Origin of the sequence: Anoxybacillus gonensis, from assembly GCF_001187595.1 — a bacterium.
Classification (GTDB): Bacteria; Bacillota; Bacilli; order Bacillales; family Anoxybacillaceae; genus Anoxybacillus; species Anoxybacillus gonensis.
The window spans coordinates 107,150-124,369 of the sequence record NZ_CP012152.1 but is presented as its reverse complement, the minus strand read 5'-3'; the positions used below and the strand labels follow the sequence as shown (position 1 = coordinate 124,369).

Sequence of the window (17,220 nt, the reverse complement as noted above, 5' to 3'; positions counted from 1 at the left end):
CCTCCTCTCGATATCAATTATTTATTAGCAGCGATCTCTCTTTCGCGAATCACAGTTTTCATACGCGCAATCGCTTTGCGTACTTCACGAATACGAGCTGTATTCTCTAATTGACCTGTTGCCAATTGGAAGCGAAGGTTGAATAACTCTTCTTTCAACGCTTTAATTTTTTGTTCAATCTCGGCAGTGGTAAGTTCACGAATTTCTTTAGCTTTCATTTGATTCACCACCAATTTCTTCACGTTTTACGAATTTGCATTTGATTGGAAGTTTGTGAGAAGCAAGACGCAACGCTTCACGAGCTACTTCTTCAGAAACTCCCGCGATTTCAAACATCACTTTACCAGGTTTCACAACAGCTACCCAACCTTCAGGAGCACCTTTACCGGAACCCATGCGCACTTCAAGTGGTTTTGCTGTATATGGTTTTGAAGGGAAAATTTTAATCCATACTTTACCGCCACGTCTCATGTAACGAGTCATCGCACGACGAGCAGCCTCGATTTGACGGTTTGTGATCCATGCTGGCTCTAACGCTTGTAAGCCGTATTCACCAAAATGTACTTCTGTGCCGCCTTTCGCGCGACCTTTCATGCGACCGCGATGTTCACGACGATATTTTACGCGTTTTGGCATTAACATGATTAATTTCCTCCTTCCTCAGTTTTCTTTTTCGTAGGAAGGACCTCTCCACGATAAATCCATACTTTCACGCCGATTTTTCCGTATGTTGTGTCCGCTTCCGCTGTCGCGTAGTCGATGTCAGCGCGAAGAGTATGAAGTGGAACTGTTCCTTCGCTATAATGTTCTGAGCGAGCGATATCTGCTCCACCTAAACGACCAGATACCATTGTTTTAATTCCTTTTGCACCTGCGCGCATTGTGCGTTGGATTGCTTGTTTTTGCGCACGACGGAATGATACGCGGTTTTCAATTTGACGCGCGATATTTTCTGCAACAAGTTTTGCTTCTAAGTCTGGCTTTTTAATTTCAACAATGTTGATATGAACGCGTTTGCCAGTTAGTTCGTTTAACGCTTTACGAAGCGCTTCAACTTCAGATCCACCTTTACCGATAACCATTCCTGGTTTCGCTGTATGGATCGTAATGTTTACACGGTTTGCTGCACGCTCGATCTCAATGCGAGAAACAGCTGCATCGCTTAAGCGCTTTGTGAGGTATTCGCGAATTTTAAGATCTTCGTGTAAAAGGTCCGCGTAATCTTTTTCAGCGTACCATCTTGATTCCCAATCACGGATAATACCGATGCGAAGACCGATTGGATTTACCTTTTGACCCACTGATTATCCCTCCTTCTTTTCTGAAACGACGATCGTGATATGGCTTGTGCGTTTGTTAATTGCGCTCGCACGACCTTGTGCACGAGGACGGAAACGTTTCAATGTTGGTCCTTCGTTCACGTAAGCTTCCGTAACAACGAGCTTGTTAACGTCCATGTCATAGTTATGCTCTGCGTTTGCGACTGCAGATTTTAATACTTTCTCGATAATTGGAGAAGCAGCTTTTGGTGTATGGCGAAGAATCGCAACTGCTTCACTCACTTGCTTTCCTCGAATTAAATCAATGACTAAACGAGCTTTACGAGGAGCAATTCGAACCGTTCTAGCAACAGCTTTAGCTTGCATAAATGAAGCCTCCTCTCATATTAACGTTTTGTTTTCTTGTCATCAGCAGCGTGACCTTTGTATGTGCGCGTTGGCGCGAACTCACCGAGCTTATGACCGACCATGTCCTCTGTGATGTAAACTGGAACGTGCTTACGACCATCGTAAACAGCGATTGTGTGACCAATGAATTGTGGGAAAATTGTCGAACGACGAGACCATGTTTTGATCACTTGTTTTTGTCCAGTTTCATTCAATTTCTCGATTTTTTTCATTAAATGATCATCACAAAAAGGACCTTTTTTCAAGCTGCGACCCATAAGTGAACCTCCTTTCGTGATTGCTCTACGGTTCTTTTGAACCGTAGCTCAACCCCGTTATTTTTTACGACGACGTACGATGAATTTATCGGATTTATTTTTCTTCTTACGCGTTTTGAATCCAAGTGTTGGTTTACCCCATGGAGTCATTGGAGACTTACGTCCGATTGGTGCTTTACCTTCACCACCACCATGTGGGTGATCAACAGGGTTCATAACAGAACCGCGAACTGTTGGACGAATGCCTAACCAACGAGCGCGTCCAGCTTTACCGATGTTCACAAGCTCATGTTGTTCATTACCAACTTGACCAACTGTCGCGCGGCAAGTTGCTAAAATCATACGAACTTCACCTGAAGATAAACGAACAAGTACGTATTTACCTTCTTTACCAAGCACTTGTGCAGATGTACCTGCAGCACGTACTAATTGTCCGCCTTTACCAGGTTTTAATTCGATGTTATGAATAACTGTACCGACTGGAATGTTTGCTAAAGGTAATGCGTTACCTACTTTAATGTCCGCATCTGGACCTGACATAACTTCCATGCCAACTTGTAAGTTTTTCGGTGCGATGATGTAACGTTTTTCACCATCAGCGTAATGAATTAAAGCGATGTTCGCAGAACGGTTTGGATCGTATTCGATTGTAGCAACGCGTCCTGGAATGCCATCTTTATCGCGTTTGAAGTCAATAATACGATATTGACGTTTATGACCGCCACCTTGGTGACGAACAGTTAATTTACCTTGGTTGTTACGACCACCTTTTTTCTTTAAAGGCGCAAGCAACGATTTTTCCGGCTTATCTGTTGTAAGCTCAGAGAAGTCTAAAACCGTCATACCACGACGACCGTTAGACGTTGGCTTATATTTTTTAATCGCCATGTCCGTTTCCCTCCTTCACTTTTAAACTTATACTTCAAATAGTTCGATTTCTTTGCTGTCTGGCGTTAACGTAACAATCGCTTTGCGGCGGCGGTTTGTTAATCCGCTATAACGACCAACACGTTTGAACTTTCCTTTATAGTTCATAATGTTGACCTTCGCTACTTTCACGCCGAAGATCGCTTCGATCGCGTCTTTTACTTCTGTTTTGTTCGCTTTCACATCAACTTCGAACGTATATTTTTTCTCAGCCATTAACTCTGTTGAACGTTCAGTAATGACGGGGCGCTTAATAATATCGCGAGGATCTTTCATTATGCAAGCACCTCCTCTACTTTTTCCACAGCAGCTTTCGTAATGACAAGCTTGTCGTGGTTGAGTACATCAAGAACGTTAATTCCGCTTACTGTCACAACTGTTACTCCTGGAATGTTGCGAGCTGAAAGAATGACGTTCTCATTCGCATCTGCTGTTACAATTAACGCTTTGCGATCAACAGAAAGGTTGTTTAAGATTTTAACCATTTCTTTTGTTTTTGGTGCTTCAAGCGTTAAGTTATCTAATACAACGATGTTGTTTTCAAGCACCTTTGAAGATAATGCTGATTTAATTGCTAAGCGACGAACTTTTTTCGGAAGTTTGTAGCTGTAGCTGCGCGGAACTGGACCGAATACAATACCACCGCCACGCCATTGTGGAGAACGGATCGATCCTTGACGAGCGCGTCCAGTACCTTTTTGACGCCATGGTTTACGGCCACCGCCGCTTACTTCTGCACGATTTTTTGTTTTATGAGTTCCTTGACGTAAGGAAGCACGTTGCATAATTACCGCTTCAAATAACACATGTTTGTTCGGTTCAATACCAAATACGGCATCGTTTAATTCGATTTCGCCGATGTTTTCTCCGTTTTGGTTATACAATGCTACTTTTGGCATTGGGTATTTCCTCCTTTCTTAAAGAAATTATTTCGCTTTAACCGCGCTTTTAATAATAACAAGCCCTTTGTTTGGACCTGGTACGTTTCCTTTAATTAAGATTAAGTTGCGTTCTGGATCTACTTTCACAACTTTTAAGTTTTGTACTGTTACACGCTCGCCACCCATGCGACCTGGAAGTTCTTTTGATTTAAATACACGGTTTGGAGCGATTGGACCCATTGAACCAGGACGACGATGGTAACGAGAACCGTGAGCCATTGGTCCACGAGATTGTCCATGGCGCTTAATTACACCTTGGAAACCTTTACCTTTTGACGTACCTGTTACGTCAACGATTTCACCTTCGTTGAAAATGTCCACTTTCACTTCTTGACCTACTTCATATTCTGCAAGATTCACACCACGAATTTCACGAATGAAGCGCTTAGGTGTGGTGTTTGCCTTCGCAGCATGACCTTTTTGAGGCTTGTTCGCTAACTTCTCACGCAAATCTTCGAAACCTAATTGAATCGCTTCGTAACCGTCGTTTTCAACTGTTTTCTTTTGAAGAACTACGTTTGGAGTAGCTTGAATGACCGTTACAGGAATAAGATCTCCGTTTTCAGCGAACACTTGAGTCATGCCGATTTTTCTTCCTAAGATTCCTTTCATCTTTCACACCTCCTATATCGCAATTACAACTTGATTTCAATATCGACACCAGACGGTAAGTCTAAACGCATTAAAGAATCTACTGTTTGCGGAGTCGGATTGACGATGTCAATTAAGCGTTTATGTGTGCGCATTTCGAACTGTTCACGAGAATCTTTGTATTTATGAACCGCACGTAAGATCGTGTACACCGTTCTTTCAGTTGGTAACGGAATCGGTCCAGATACAGTTGCGCCTGAACGCTTTGCAGTTTCCACAATTTTTTCAGCAGATTGATCAAGAATTCGATGATCATACGCTTTTAAACGAATACGAATTTTTTCTTTTGCCATTATTTTCCCTCCTTCTTCGCCTATTTTCAAAATAGACATTCTCCATGGAAATTTCCTTCACACTCGCCATGGCAAAGCGGCCGGGTGTGTCAGCAACCTTCCACTTCATCGCAGTCAAAGACCAACGTTTATTATTATATATAAATTTCATGACCAATGCAAGCTTTTTATTTCTTTTCTCAACAAACTGCCTTCCCCATTATACATATTTCACAACTGATTTTCAATGGAACAAAAAAATAAGTGGTCTAGCGATAAGCTAGACCACTTTCATCCATTACTCGATGATTTCAGATACAGAACCTGCACCTACTGTACGTCCACCTTCGCGGATCGAGAATTTTGTACCTTCTTCGATCGCGATTGGAGCGATTAATTCTACTGTCATTTCGATGTTGTCGCCAGGCATAACCATCTCAACGCCTTCTGGAAGTTGGATGATACCTGTTACGTCCGTTGTACGGAAGTAGAATTGTGGACGGTAGTTAGAGAAGAATGGAGTATGACGTCCACCTTCTTCTTTTGTTAATACGTAAACTTGTGCTTTAAATTTTGTGTGTGGAGTGATTGTTCCTGGTTTCGCTAATACTTGACCGCGTTGTACTTCCTCACGAGAAACACCACGAAGAAGCGCACCGATGTTGTCACCAGCTTCAGCTTGGTCAAGAAGCTTACGGAACATTTCAACACCTGTAACAGTTGTTGCTTTTGGCTCTTCAGAAAGACCGATGATTTCTACTTGGTCACCAACTTTTAAGATACCGCGCTCAACGCGACCTGTAGCAACTGTACCACGACCAGTGATTGAGAATACGTCCTCAACTGGCATCATGAATGGTTTGTCGATTTCGCGTTGTGGAGTTGGGATGTACTCATCAACAGCGTTCATAAGTTCGATGATTTTTTCTTCCCAAGCCGGATCTCCCTCAAGTGCTTTTAACGCAGAACCTTTAATTACAGGAACTTCGTCTCCAGGGAAGTCGTATTCAGATAATAGATCGCGAACTTCCATTTCAACAAGCTCTAAAAGCTCTTCGTCGTCTACCATGTCACATTTGTTTAAGAATACAACGATGTAAGGTACGCCTACTTGGCGAGAAAGAAGAATGTGCTCACGAGTTTGTGGCATTGGACCGTCAGCAGCAGATACAACAAGGATCGCGCCGTCCATTTGCGCAGCACCTGTGATCATGTTTTTCACGTAGTCAGCGTGACCTGGGCAGTCAACGTGTGCATAGTGACGGTTGTCAGTTTCATACTCAACGTGTGCAGTTGAGATTGTAATTCCGCGCTCGCGCTCTTCTGGAGCAGCGTCGATTTGATCATACGCGCGTGCTTCTGCTTTACCTTGTTTCGCAAGAACTGTTGTGATTGCAGCTGTTAAAGTTGTTTTACCGTGGTCAACGTGGCCGATTGTACCAATGTTGACGTGTGGTTTCGTGCGTTCGAATTTCGCTTTAGCCATTATAATATCCTCCTTAGTGTTTTTTTATAAGTATAGAATGCTCGGAAGTGAAAGTGCACAGCACGTCCACTTCCAAGTCTTACATAAGTATTTATACTTGAACAATGCTAGAAAATCAATTATTCACCTTTATTTTTTTTGATGATTTCCTCAGCAATGCTCTTCGGAACTTCTTCATAATGGTCAAATACCATTGTGAACGTTCCGCGACCTTGTGTATTTGAACGCAATGAAGTTGCGTATCCAAACATTTCAGAAAGTGGAACCATCGCGCGAACAACTTGTGCGTTACCGCGAGCTTCCATACCTTCCACGCGACCGCGACGAGAAGTGATGTCACCCATGATGTCACCTAAATATTCTTCAGGGACGATGACTTCTACTTTCATGATTGGCTCAAGCAATACAGGGTCACATTTTGCTGCTGCGTTTTTCAACGCCATTGAAGCAGCGATTTTGAACGCCATTTCGCTTGAGTCAACATCGTGGTAAGAACCGTCGAATAGCTTCGCTTTAATGTCGACAACTGGATATCCAGCAAGGACACCGTTTTGCATCGCATCTTCAAGACCTGCTTGGATTGCAGGGATGTATTCTTTCGGAACAACCCCACCGACGATCGCATTTTCGAATTCGAAGCCTTTTCCTTCTTCGTTTGGCGAGAACTCGATCCAAACGTGACCGTATTGACCACGACCACCAGACTGGCGCACAAATTTACCTTCAACTTGTGCAGACTTACGGAATGTTTCACGGTACGCAACTTGCGGAGCACCAACGTTTGCTTCGACTTTGAATTCGCGACGCATACGGTCAACGATAATATCAAGGTGAAGCTCACCCATACCTGCGATGATTGTTTGACCTGTTTCTTGGTCTGTCCACGCACGGAATGTTGGGTCTTCTTCTTGAAGTTTTTGTAACGCTGTGCTCATCTTGTCTTGGTCAGCTTTTGACTTCGGTTCGATCGCGATTTGAATAACTGGTTCTGGGAATTGCATAGACTCCAAGATTACTGGGTCTTTTTCATCACACAAAGTATCACCAGTTGTTGTATCTTTTAAACCTACAGCTGCCGCAATGTCACCCGCATAAACTTGTGCAATCTCTTCGCGGTGGTTTGCGTGCATTTGTAGAATACGACCGATACGTTCACGCTTACGTTTTGTTGAGTTCAACACGTAAGAACCAGAGTTTAATGTACCTGAGTATACACGGAAGAACGTCAACTTACCAACGTAAGGGTCTGTCATAATTTTGAACGCTAACGCTGCAAATGGAGCATCGTCACGCGCTTCACGAACTGTTTCTTCTTCTGTATCAGGAACAGTTCCTTTGATCGCAGGAATGTCGACTGGAGATGGTAAGTAGTCAACAACTCCGTCAAGCATTAATTGAACACCTTTGTTTTTGAATGCAGAACCACAGAATACAGGGAAGAATTGAACAGAAACTGTCGCTTTACGAATGGCAGCTTTTAATTCTTCTTTCGTAATTTCTTCCCCTTCTAAATACTTCATCATTAATTCTTCATCAAGTTCTGCAACCGCTTCGATTAACTTACCGCGATATTCTTCTGCCATATCACGATAGTCTTCAGGAATCTCGATGCGCTCGATATTTTTTCCTAATTCATCGTGATAATGATATGCGCACATTTCAACAAGGTCGATGATACCTGTGAATTGATCTTCTGCTCCAATCGGTAATTGAACAGGGTGCGCATTCGCTTGTAAACGATCATGAAGCGTTTTAACAGAGTATAAGAAATCTGCGCCAATCTTGTCCATTTTGTTAACGAAAACGATACGTGGAACGCCGTATGTAGTCGCTTGGCGCCATACTGTTTCTGTTTGCGGCTCTACGCCTGATTGTGCGTCTAATACCGCGACTGCACCGTCTAATACACGCAATGAACGCTCAACTTCTACCGTGAAGTCGACGTGTCCAGGTGTATCGATGATGTTAATACGATGGCCTTTCCATTGAGCAGTTGTCGCCGCAGATGTAATTGTAATTCCGCGTTCTTGTTCTTGCTCCATCCAGTCCATCGTTGCTGCGCCCTCATGAACTTCACCGATTTTATGAACGCGCCCTGTGTAGAAAAGGATACGCTCTGTCGTTGTTGTTTTACCGGCGTCAATATGGGCCATAATTCCAATATTGCGAGTGTTTTCCAAGGAGAACTGTCTTGCCATATGGATTTTTTCTCCTTCCTTAAATGAAGTATCGTAATTTTATTTGCATATAGGAATATAGGCGAATGAGCGATGGGCATGCTTTTTTATTTTCAACCGCATCGCTCTCACCTATTCTTAATTTAACGAAATAATTACCAACGATAGTGTGCAAACGCTTTGTTTGCTTCTGCCATTTTGTGTGTATCTTCGCGTTTCTTCACAGCTGCACCTGTGTTGTTTGCAGCATCCATGATTTCGTTCGCTAAACGCTCTTCCATCGTTTTTTCTCCACGAAGACGAGCGTAGTTAACGAGCCAACGAAGACCTAATGTTGTACGGCGCTCTGGGCGCACCTCAACAGGAACTTGATAGTTTGCACCACCAACACGGCGCGCGCGAACTTCAAGAACTGGCATAACGTTTTTCAACGCTTGCTCAAACACTTCCATTGGATCTTTACCTGTGCGCTCACGAATGATATCGAACGCTGTGTAAAGAATTTTTTGCGCTTTACCTTTTTTACCGTCAATCATGATTTTATTGATTAAACGTGTAACTAGCTTTGAATTGTAAATTGGATCTGGTAACACATCTCGTTTAGGAACCGGACCTTTACGTGGCATAGTTTTTCCTCCTTTCAGTAAAAATCAGCGAAAAATGATACATGTTATTTCTTAGCTGCTTTTGGTTTTTTCGCACCGTATTTTGAACGACCTTGCATACGGTTCGCTACACCTGCAGTATCTAAAGCACCGCGAACGATGTGGTAACGTACCCCTGGTAAGTCTTTTACACGTCCACCGCGAATTAATACAACGCTGTGTTCTTGTAAGTTATGACCGATACCTGGGATGTAAGCAGTTACCTCGATACCGTTAGATAAACGTACACGGGCATATTTACGAAGCGCAGAGTTTGGCTTCTTTGGTGTCATTGTACCTACACGTGTACATACTCCACGTTTTTGCGGAGAGTAAACAGTTGTTTGAACTTTTTTGAAGCTGTTATACCCTTTATTTAACGCAGGTGATTTAGATTTCACTACTTTTTTTGTACGACCTTTGCGTACAAGCTGGTTAATTGTAGGCATGGTAAATTTCCTCCCTTCACAATTAAATTCAAGCCCACACATCCAGGTGGCTCATTTTTATGCAAAAACAAAGTTTTTGTAGTAAACCCACAAAAACAGTTTTTAACGAATGATCGCAACAGCCGCTGCTCCTACATCGATTTTGCATGCTTTCCCGAGCTTTTTCATCGAGTCCACTTTATAAACAGGCACATTCGCTATATTCGCAGCTTCCATCACTTTGTCAATGATCGCTTTATCCGCATCTTCTGCGATCACAAGTTCATGTACCTTTCCATCTTTCAGAGCTCGTACTGTTTGTTTTGTTCCTACAATAATTTGTTTAGCCTGTGCGACTTTTTCATAAGACATGTAACATATCCTCCAAAGTGACAGGTTTTCGGAACACCTTTATTATGCTATCACTTTCTAAGAGCTGTGTCAACTATATTTTTTCAACCTATTGCTAGCGTCATTTGCTAGCAATAGGTTGAGCATTATTTTGTTGTAACAGCATCTTCATCTTTTTTCGTTTTAATAACTGGTTTTACTTTGCGATAGCGTGCCATTCCTGTTCCTGCCGGCACAAGTTTACCAATAATGACGTTTTCTTTTAATCCAAGCAATTCGTCGCGTTTTCCTTTGATCGCTGCATCTGTTAAGACGCGTGTCGTTTCTTGGAATGATGCTGCAGACAAGAACGAGTCTGTTTCAAGCGACGCTTTTGTAATTCCGAGTAATACTGGGCGAGCTGTTGCCGGACGTTTCCCTTCCATCAACACTTTCGCATTTGCATCCGTAAATTGATGAATATCGAGCAACGTTCCAGGTAATAAGTCCGTATCGCCTGCGTCAATGACGCGAACTTTTCGAAGCATTTGGCGAACCATAACTTCGATATGTTTATCGCTAATTTCTACCCCTTGCATGCGGTATACTTTTTGCACTTCACGCAACAAGTACTCTTGAACAGCATTCATATCTTTGACTCTCAATAGTTCTTTCGGGTCGATCGAACCTTCTGTTAGTTCTTGACCACGTTCAACTTTCTGTCCTTCTTGTACTTTGAGACGTGCGCTATAAGGGGCTGTATACGTACGTGTCTCGACTTCGCCTTGAATGACGAGCTCACGTTGACGATCACGCGTTTCATTAATAGCCACAACAACGCCATCAATTTCTGAAATGACCGCTTGCCCTTTCGGATTACGCGCCTCAAACAATTCTTGTACGCGCGGTAAACCTTGTGTAATATCGTCTCCTGCTACCCCACCTGTATGGAACGTACGCATTGTCAGCTGTGTACCTGGCTCACCGATCGATTGTGCCGCGATAATACCAACCGCTTCACCAACTTCAACTTCCGCACCAGTTGCTAAGTTGCGTCCGTAACATTTTTTACATACACCATGACGTGTGTTACATGTAAATGCCGAACGAATCCACACTTCTTCAATGCCAGCTTTTACAATAGCATTTGCGATATCTTCTGTAATCATTTCGTTTTCACGCACAAGCACTTCGCCTGTTTCCGGATGTTTCACCGTTTTGCGTGCGTAACGTCCAACGAGACGCTCTTCAAGTTTCACAATCACTTCTGTACCGTCTTTTAACGCACGAATTAACGTACCGCGGTCTGTGCCGCAATCGTCTTCACGAATAATGACATCTTGTGCAACGTCAACGAGACGACGTGTTAAATAACCAGAGTCAGCGGTTTTTAACGCCGTATCGGCAAGACCTTTACGCGCCCCGTGAGTCGAAATAAAGTACTCAAGTACCGTTAATCCTTCACGGAACGAAGATTTAATTGGAAGCTCGATAATACGCCCTGCTGGGTTCGCCATTAATCCGCGCATACCTGCAAGCTGCGTAAAGTTCGATGCGTTACCGCGGGCTCCCGAGTCACTCATCATGAAAATTGGATTTCGCTTATCAAGCGACTCCATTAAGCGGCCTTGAATTTTATCTTTTGCCGCACTCCAAATCGAAATGACACGTTCATAACGCTCTTCATCCGTAATTAAACCGCGTCTAAATTGTTTTAATACCGTATCAACTTTCGCTTGCGCTTCTTCTAAAATTTCTTGTTTTTCCGGCAAGACGACAATATCAGCTACACCGATGGTGATACCTGCTTTTGTTGAGTATTTAAAGCCAAGATCTTTCATACGGTCAAGCATTTTAGACGTTTCTGTAATTTTGAAACGTTTAAATACTTCCGCAATGATGTTACCAAGAATTTTCTTCTTAAACGGCGGAACGAGTTCGCGTTTGCGAATTTCTTCTTTCACGTTCACACCTTTATCAAGGAAATATTTATCTGGTGTTCGTTCTTCAATGTTTTCTTGCGTCGGTTCATTAATATATGGGAATGACTTCGGCAAAATTTCATTGAAGATTAACTTTCCGACAGTCGTTACAAGCAACTTATTATTTTGTTCTTCTGTAAACGTTTCGTTTTTCAGCGAACCTGCATGAACCGCAATACGTGTATGCAGATGAACATAACCGTTATGGTAAGCCAGCAACGCCTCATCCGTATCTTTAAACACCATTCCTTCGCCGACTGCACCTTCACGTTCCATCGTTAAATAGTAGTTTCCTAAAACCATGTCTTGCGAAGGAGTAACAACTGGTTTTCCGTCTTTCGGGTTTAAAATATTTTGCGCCGCAAGCATAAGTAGACGTGCCTCAGCTTGTGCCTCTGCCGAAAGCGGTACGTGCACAGCCATTTGGTCGCCGTCAAAGTCTGCGTTATAAGCAGTACATACAAGCGGATGCAAGCGGATTGCACGACCTTCTACAAGCGTCGGCTCAAACGCTTGAATACCAAGACGGTGAAGCGTTGGTGCACGGTTTAATAGCACTGGATGTTCTTTAATGACAGACTCTAAAACATCCCAAACTTCTGGGTGAACGCGCTCAATTTTCCGCTTCGCGCTTTTAATGTTGTGCGCTAAGCCACGTTCTACTAATTCTTTCATAACAAACGGCTTAAACAATTCAAGCGCCATTTCTTTTGGCAAGCCGCATTGATACATTTTTAAGTTCGGGCCGACAACGATTACCGAACGACCAGAATAGTCAACGCGCTTACCGAGCAAGTTTTGACGGAAACGACCTTGCTTTCCTTTTAACATATGAGAAAGCGATTTAAGCGGACGGTTTCCTGGCCCTGTGACCGGGCGGCCACGACGACCGTTATCAATTAGCGCATCAACCGCTTCTTGAAGCATTCGTTTTTCGTTTTGAACAATAATGTTCGGCGCTCCAAGGTCTAATAGACGCTTTAAACGGTTGTTCCGGTTAATGACTCGACGATATAAGTCGTTTAAGTCAGATGTCGCAAAACGTCCGCCATCTAACTGTACCATCGGGCGCAACTCCGGCGGAATAACCGGAAGCACATCTAACACCATCCACGATGGGTCGTTACCAGAGTTACGGAACGCTTCGAGCACTTCGAGACGTTTAATCGTGCGAGCACGACGTTGTCCTTGTGCTGTTTTTAGCTCTTCTTTTAACGTCTCTACTTCTTTTTCAAGATCGATATCTTGTAACAGTTTTTTAATTGCCTCTGCACCCATTGAAGCTTGGAATGAATTTCCGTACTTCTCGCGATATGCACGATACTCTTTTTCAGAAAGCAATTGTTTCTTTTCTAATGGCGTATCGCCTGGATCGGTCACGACGTAAGATGCAAAGTAAATGACTTCTTCTAGCGCACGAGGGGACATGTCTAAGACAAGTCCCATGCGGCTAGGAATTCCTTTAAAGTACCAAATATGTGAAACAGGGGCTGCTAGTTCAATATGACCCATGCGCTCACGGCGAACTTTTGCACGTGTCACTTCAACACCGCATCGGTCACAAACGACACCTTTATAACGAACGCGCTTATATTTTCCGCAATGACATTCCCAGTCTTTTGTCGGACCAAAAATGCGTTCGCAAAACAGACCATCTTTTTCAGGTTTTAATGTTCGATAGTTAATCGTTTCTGGTTTTTTAACTTCACCATACGACCAAGAACGAATTTTCTCGGGTGAAGCGAGTCCGATCTTCATATATTCAAACTTATTTACATCTAACAAGGGGCCTACCTCCCTTTTAATATCCAGGTTTTACCCTTATGTCCAAACGCTATTCTTTTACAACAACACCTTCATCTTCTTTGGCTGACTCATCTGTAGGTGGGATGATGTCAACTGGTTGCACGTCATCATCTTCCCCGAAGTTTTCCATGCTAATTTCTTTTTCATCGCTTGATAATACTGTTACGTCCATACCTAAGCTTTGTAGCTCTTTAATTAATACTTTGAAAGATTCAGGAACGCCTGGTTCTGGAACGTTTTCACCTTTCACGATCGCTTCGTACGTTTTCACACGACCAACGACGTCGTCTGATTTGACAGTTAAAATTTCTTGCAACGTGTAAGCTGCACCGTATGCCTCAAGCGCCCATACTTCCATCTCACCGAAACGCTGACCACCAAACTGCGCTTTTCCACCGAGCGGTTGTTGCGTAACAAGTGAATATGGACCTGTCGAGCGAGCATGTAACTTATCGTCAACCATGTGCGCGAGCTTAATCATATACATAATACCGACAGAAACACGATTATCAAACGGCTCTCCTGTCCGTCCGTCATATAAAACTGTTTTCGCATCGCGCGCCATTCCTGCCTCTTCTAACGTTGCCCATACATCTTCTTCGCGAGCACCGTCAAATACAGGTGAAGCGACATGAAGGCCTAGCTTTCTCGCCGCCATTCCGAGATGCAATTCGAGTACTTGCCCGATATTCATACGCGAAGGTACGCCTAGCGGGTTTAACATGATATCAACCGGTGTACCATCTGGTAAAAACGGCATATCTTCTTCAGGTAAAATGCGCGAAATAACACCTTTATTTCCGTGGCGACCTGCCATTTTGTCACCTTCAGAAATTTTCCGTTTTTGTACAATGTACACACGAACAAGCTGATTCACGCCCGGTGGCAACTCATCGCCATCTTCGCGAGTAAACACTTTAACATCAAGAACGATTCCGCCTCCACCGTGCGGTACGCGTAAAGACGTATCTCGAACTTCACGCGCCTTCTCTCCGAAAATCGCATGAAGTAACCGTTCTTCAGCTGTTAATTCCGTAACCCCTTTTGGTGTTACTTTTCCAACGAGCAAGTCGCCATCTTTTACTTCTGCACCGATGCGTACAATTCCGCGTTCATCTAGATTGCGAAGCGCATCTTCACCGACGTTTGGAATATCGCGCGTAATTTCTTCTGGACCGAGCTTCGTATCGCGCGCTTCAGATTCGTATTCCTCAATATGAATAGACGTATATACATCGTCTTTAACGAGACGCTCGCTCATAATAATCGCGTCTTCGTAGTTGTATCCATCCCATGTCATAAACGCAACAAGCACGTTGCGACCAAGCGCTAATTCACCTTTTTCCATCGATGGACCGTCAGCTAAAATCTCACCCTTCTCCACGATATCTCCTGCTTTAACAATCGGGCGTTGGTTGTAGCACGTTCCTTGGTTTGAACGAACAAACTTCAACAGACGATATTTATCTAAGTCACCTTTGACTTCTTTTCCATCGACTTCGATTAAACGGCGTACCCAAATTTCTTTCGCTTCAACTCGCTCAACGATTCCGCGATGTTTACAAATAACCGCTGCTCCAGAATCTTTTGCTGCGACATACTCCATTCCTGTACCAACGATTGGCGCCTCCGGCTGCATAAGCGGAACAGCTTGACGTTGCATGTTCGCACCCATAAGCGCACGGTTCGAGTCATCGTTTTCTAAAAACGGAATGCACGCTGTCGCTACCGACACAACTTGTTTTGGAGAAACGTCTACATAATCCACACGATCGCGCTTAACAACGATATTTTCACCACGGAAGCGAGCAACAACGTTTTCTTCTAAAAATGTTCCATCTTCCGCAATCGGAACGTTCGCTTGGGCAACGACGTAATTATCTTCCTCATCCGCCGTTAAATAGTCAATTTGATTCGTTACTTTCCCTGTTTCAGGATCGACTCGGCGATAAGGAGTTTCAATAAAACCAAATTTATTCACTTTCGCATATGTGGAAAGCGAGTTAATTAATCCGATGTTCGGACCTTCTGGCGTTTCGATCGGACACATGCGTCCATAGTGCGAGTAGTGAACGTCACGCACTTCAAAGCCTGCGCGTTCACGCGTTAAACCACCTGGACCAAGGGCAGAAAGACGACGTTTATGTGTCAATTCTGCAAGTGGGTTTGTTTGGTCCATGAATTGCGATAACTGCGAGCTTCCGAAAAACTCTTTAATAGCCGCAATGACTGGGCGAATATTAATGAGTTGCTGTGGTGTAATTGTGTTTGTATCTTGAATGGACATCCGTTCACGAACAACGCGCTCCATGCGCGAAAGTCCGATTCGGAATTGATTTTGCAGCAACTCGCCAACAGAACGAAGTCGACGATTTCCTAAATGGTCGATATCGTCTGTATCACCGACTCCATGCAATAAGTTAAAGAAGTAGCTAATAGATGCAATAATATCTGCAGGTGTAATATGTTTTACCGTTTCTGGAATATATCCATTACTAATGACCGTGATGACTTTTTCGCCATCTGGATCGTTTGGAGCATAAATTTTGATTGCTTGCAAAGCAAATTCATCTTCGACAACGCCCCCAAGCGGTTGGTATTTGCGCATACCAATTCCTTTTTCAAGCTCAGGTAAAATGCGGTCGAGCGTTCTTCGATCAAGAACGGTTCCTTTCTCAGCAATCACTTCACCCGTTTCCGGATGAACGAGCGTTTCCGCTAAACGTTGACCAAATAAACGGTTTTTAATATGGAGCTTTTTGTTAATTTTATAACGACCAACACTTGCTAAATCATATCGTTTTGGATCGAAGAAACGAGAGATAAGCAAGCTTTTTGCGTTTTCAACGGTAGGCGGCTCCCCTGGACGTAACCGTTCATAAATTTCAAGCAACGCTTTTTCTGTACTTTCTGTATTGTCTTTTTCTAACGTATTACGAATATACTCATTATCACCAAGTAAATCGACAATCTCTTGGTCCGAGCCAAAACCTAACGCTCGTAATAACACGGTTACAGGCAACTTACGCGTACGATCAATGCGAACGTAAACAACGTCTTTTGCATCTGTTTCGTATTCAAGCCATGCACCGCGGTTCGGAATAACAGTAGCTGTAAAGCCACGTTTTCCGTTTTTATCTACTTTTCCGCTGTAATAAACGCTCGGTGAACGAACAAGCTGAGAAACGATAACACGTTCAGCACCATTAATAATGAACGTACCCGTTTCTGTCATTAATGGGAAGTCTCCCATAAATACATCTTGCTCTTTTACTTCACCTGTTTCTTTATTGATTAGGCGTACTTTCACCCGAAGCGGTGCTGCGTATGTAACATCGCGTTCTTTTGACTCTTCTACAGAGTACTTCGGCTCTCCTAAGCTGTAATCAATAAATTCTAGTGACAAATTTCCTGTAAAATCTTCGATCGGTGAAATATCTTGGAACATTTCACGCAATCCTTCGTCGAGAAACCACTGGTAAGAAGAAGTTTGAATTTCGATTAAGTTCGGTAACTCCAACACTTCACTAATGCGCGCATAACTTCTTCGTTGGCGGTGTCGTCCGTATTGAACTAGTTGACCTGTCAACTGATTCACCCCTCAAATCAAACATTAATAACTTGTCATCAG

At 43.3% G+C, this 17,220-nt stretch carries 17 protein-coding genes; all 17 read right to left on the bottom strand.

Annotated elements, in window-relative coordinates; translation table 11 throughout:
* Window positions 1–17: 17 nt before the first annotated feature.
* The 17 genes from rpmC to rpoB all read right to left on the bottom strand — a co-directional run bounded on the left by rpmC (window position 18) and on the right by rpoB (window position 17,178).
* Window positions 18–218 (bottom strand): 50S ribosomal protein L29, encoded by a 201-nt coding sequence (gene rpmC / locus AFK25_RS00645; RefSeq protein WP_003397671.1) that lies wholly within the window; start codon window positions 216–218, stop codon window positions 18–20.
* A complete protein-coding gene (gene rplP, locus AFK25_RS00640) occupies window positions 208–642 on the bottom strand; it encodes a 50S ribosomal protein L16 (protein ID WP_003397670.1) in 435 nt (144 codons plus the stop codon). Before rplP ends, rpmC begins: the two co-directional genes overlap by 11 nt.
* Window positions 643–644: 2 nt before the next feature.
* The gene (rpsC, locus tag AFK25_RS00635) at window positions 645–1,301 is read right to left on the bottom strand and encodes a 30S ribosomal protein S3 (RefSeq protein ID WP_003397666.1); all 657 of its coding nucleotides are present in this window, start codon (window positions 1,299–1,301) and stop codon (window positions 645–647) included.
* 3 nt (window positions 1,302–1,304) lie between these two features.
* Window positions 1,305–1,646, bottom strand: coding sequence for a 50S ribosomal protein L22 (gene rplV, locus AFK25_RS00630; RefSeq protein WP_006322652.1), 342 nt, complete (start codon window positions 1,644–1,646; stop codon window positions 1,305–1,307).
* Window positions 1,647–1,666: 20 nt separating this feature from the next.
* Window positions 1,667–1,945, bottom strand: a complete 279-nt coding sequence (rpsS, locus tag AFK25_RS00625; protein WP_004888674.1) for a 30S ribosomal protein S19 — start codon at window positions 1,943–1,945, stop codon at window positions 1,667–1,669.
* A 57-nt stretch (window positions 1,946–2,002) separates the two neighbouring features.
* The gene (rplB, locus tag AFK25_RS00620) at window positions 2,003–2,833 is read right to left on the bottom strand and encodes a 50S ribosomal protein L2 (protein ID WP_009361493.1); all 831 of its coding nucleotides are present in this window, start codon (window positions 2,831–2,833) and stop codon (window positions 2,003–2,005) included.
* Window positions 2,834–2,860: 27 nt separating this feature from the next.
* Window positions 2,861–3,148, bottom strand: coding sequence for a 50S ribosomal protein L23 (gene rplW, locus AFK25_RS00615; protein ID WP_009361492.1), 288 nt, complete (start codon window positions 3,146–3,148; stop codon window positions 2,861–2,863).
* Entirely contained in the window at window positions 3,148–3,771 is a 624-nt protein-coding gene (gene rplD, locus AFK25_RS00610; RefSeq protein WP_009361491.1) for a 50S ribosomal protein L4, read from the bottom strand. Before rplD ends, rplW begins: the two co-directional genes overlap by 1 nt.
* A 27-nt stretch (window positions 3,772–3,798) precedes the next feature.
* A complete protein-coding gene (rplC, locus tag AFK25_RS00605; RefSeq protein ID WP_009361490.1) occupies window positions 3,799–4,425 on the bottom strand; it encodes a 50S ribosomal protein L3 in 627 nt (208 codons plus the stop codon).
* Between the two features lie 23 nt (window positions 4,426–4,448).
* Window positions 4,449–4,757, bottom strand: coding sequence for a 30S ribosomal protein S10 (gene rpsJ / locus AFK25_RS00600; RefSeq protein ID WP_009361489.1), 309 nt, complete (start codon window positions 4,755–4,757; stop codon window positions 4,449–4,451).
* Between the two features lie 277 nt (window positions 4,758–5,034).
* Window positions 5,035–6,222 carry an elongation factor Tu gene (tuf, locus tag AFK25_RS00595; protein ID WP_035066573.1) on the bottom strand — a complete coding sequence of 396 codons (1,188 nt, stop codon included), beginning with the start codon at window positions 6,220–6,222 and terminating at the stop codon, window positions 5,035–5,037.
* Between the two features lie 119 nt (window positions 6,223–6,341).
* Window positions 6,342–8,420: an elongation factor G gene (gene fusA / locus AFK25_RS00590; RefSeq protein WP_035066575.1), complete on the bottom strand. Its 2,079-nt coding sequence runs from the start codon at window positions 8,418–8,420 to the stop codon at window positions 6,342–6,344.
* A gap of 134 nt (window positions 8,421–8,554) precedes the next feature.
* Complete coding sequence (gene rpsG / locus AFK25_RS00585; RefSeq protein ID WP_004888658.1) at window positions 8,555–9,025, bottom strand: 30S ribosomal protein S7; 471 nt, start codon at window positions 9,023–9,025, stop codon at window positions 8,555–8,557.
* Between the two features lie 44 nt (window positions 9,026–9,069).
* Entirely contained in the window at window positions 9,070–9,492 is a 423-nt protein-coding gene (gene rpsL / locus AFK25_RS00580; protein WP_003397652.1) for a 30S ribosomal protein S12, read from the bottom strand.
* A 102-nt stretch (window positions 9,493–9,594) separates the two neighbouring features.
* The gene (locus AFK25_RS00575) at window positions 9,595–9,843 is read right to left on the bottom strand and encodes a 50S ribosomal protein L7ae-like protein (protein ID WP_035066577.1); all 249 of its coding nucleotides are present in this window, start codon (window positions 9,841–9,843) and stop codon (window positions 9,595–9,597) included.
* Between the two features lie 125 nt (window positions 9,844–9,968).
* Window positions 9,969–13,568, bottom strand: coding sequence for a DNA-directed RNA polymerase subunit beta' (gene rpoC / locus AFK25_RS00570; RefSeq protein ID WP_019418661.1), 3,600 nt, complete (start codon window positions 13,566–13,568; stop codon window positions 9,969–9,971).
* 49 nt (window positions 13,569–13,617) lie between these two features.
* Complete coding sequence (gene rpoB / locus AFK25_RS00565) at window positions 13,618–17,178, bottom strand: DNA-directed RNA polymerase subunit beta (protein WP_009361485.1); 3,561 nt, start codon at window positions 17,176–17,178, stop codon at window positions 13,618–13,620.
* Window positions 17,179–17,220 lie beyond the last annotated feature (42 nt).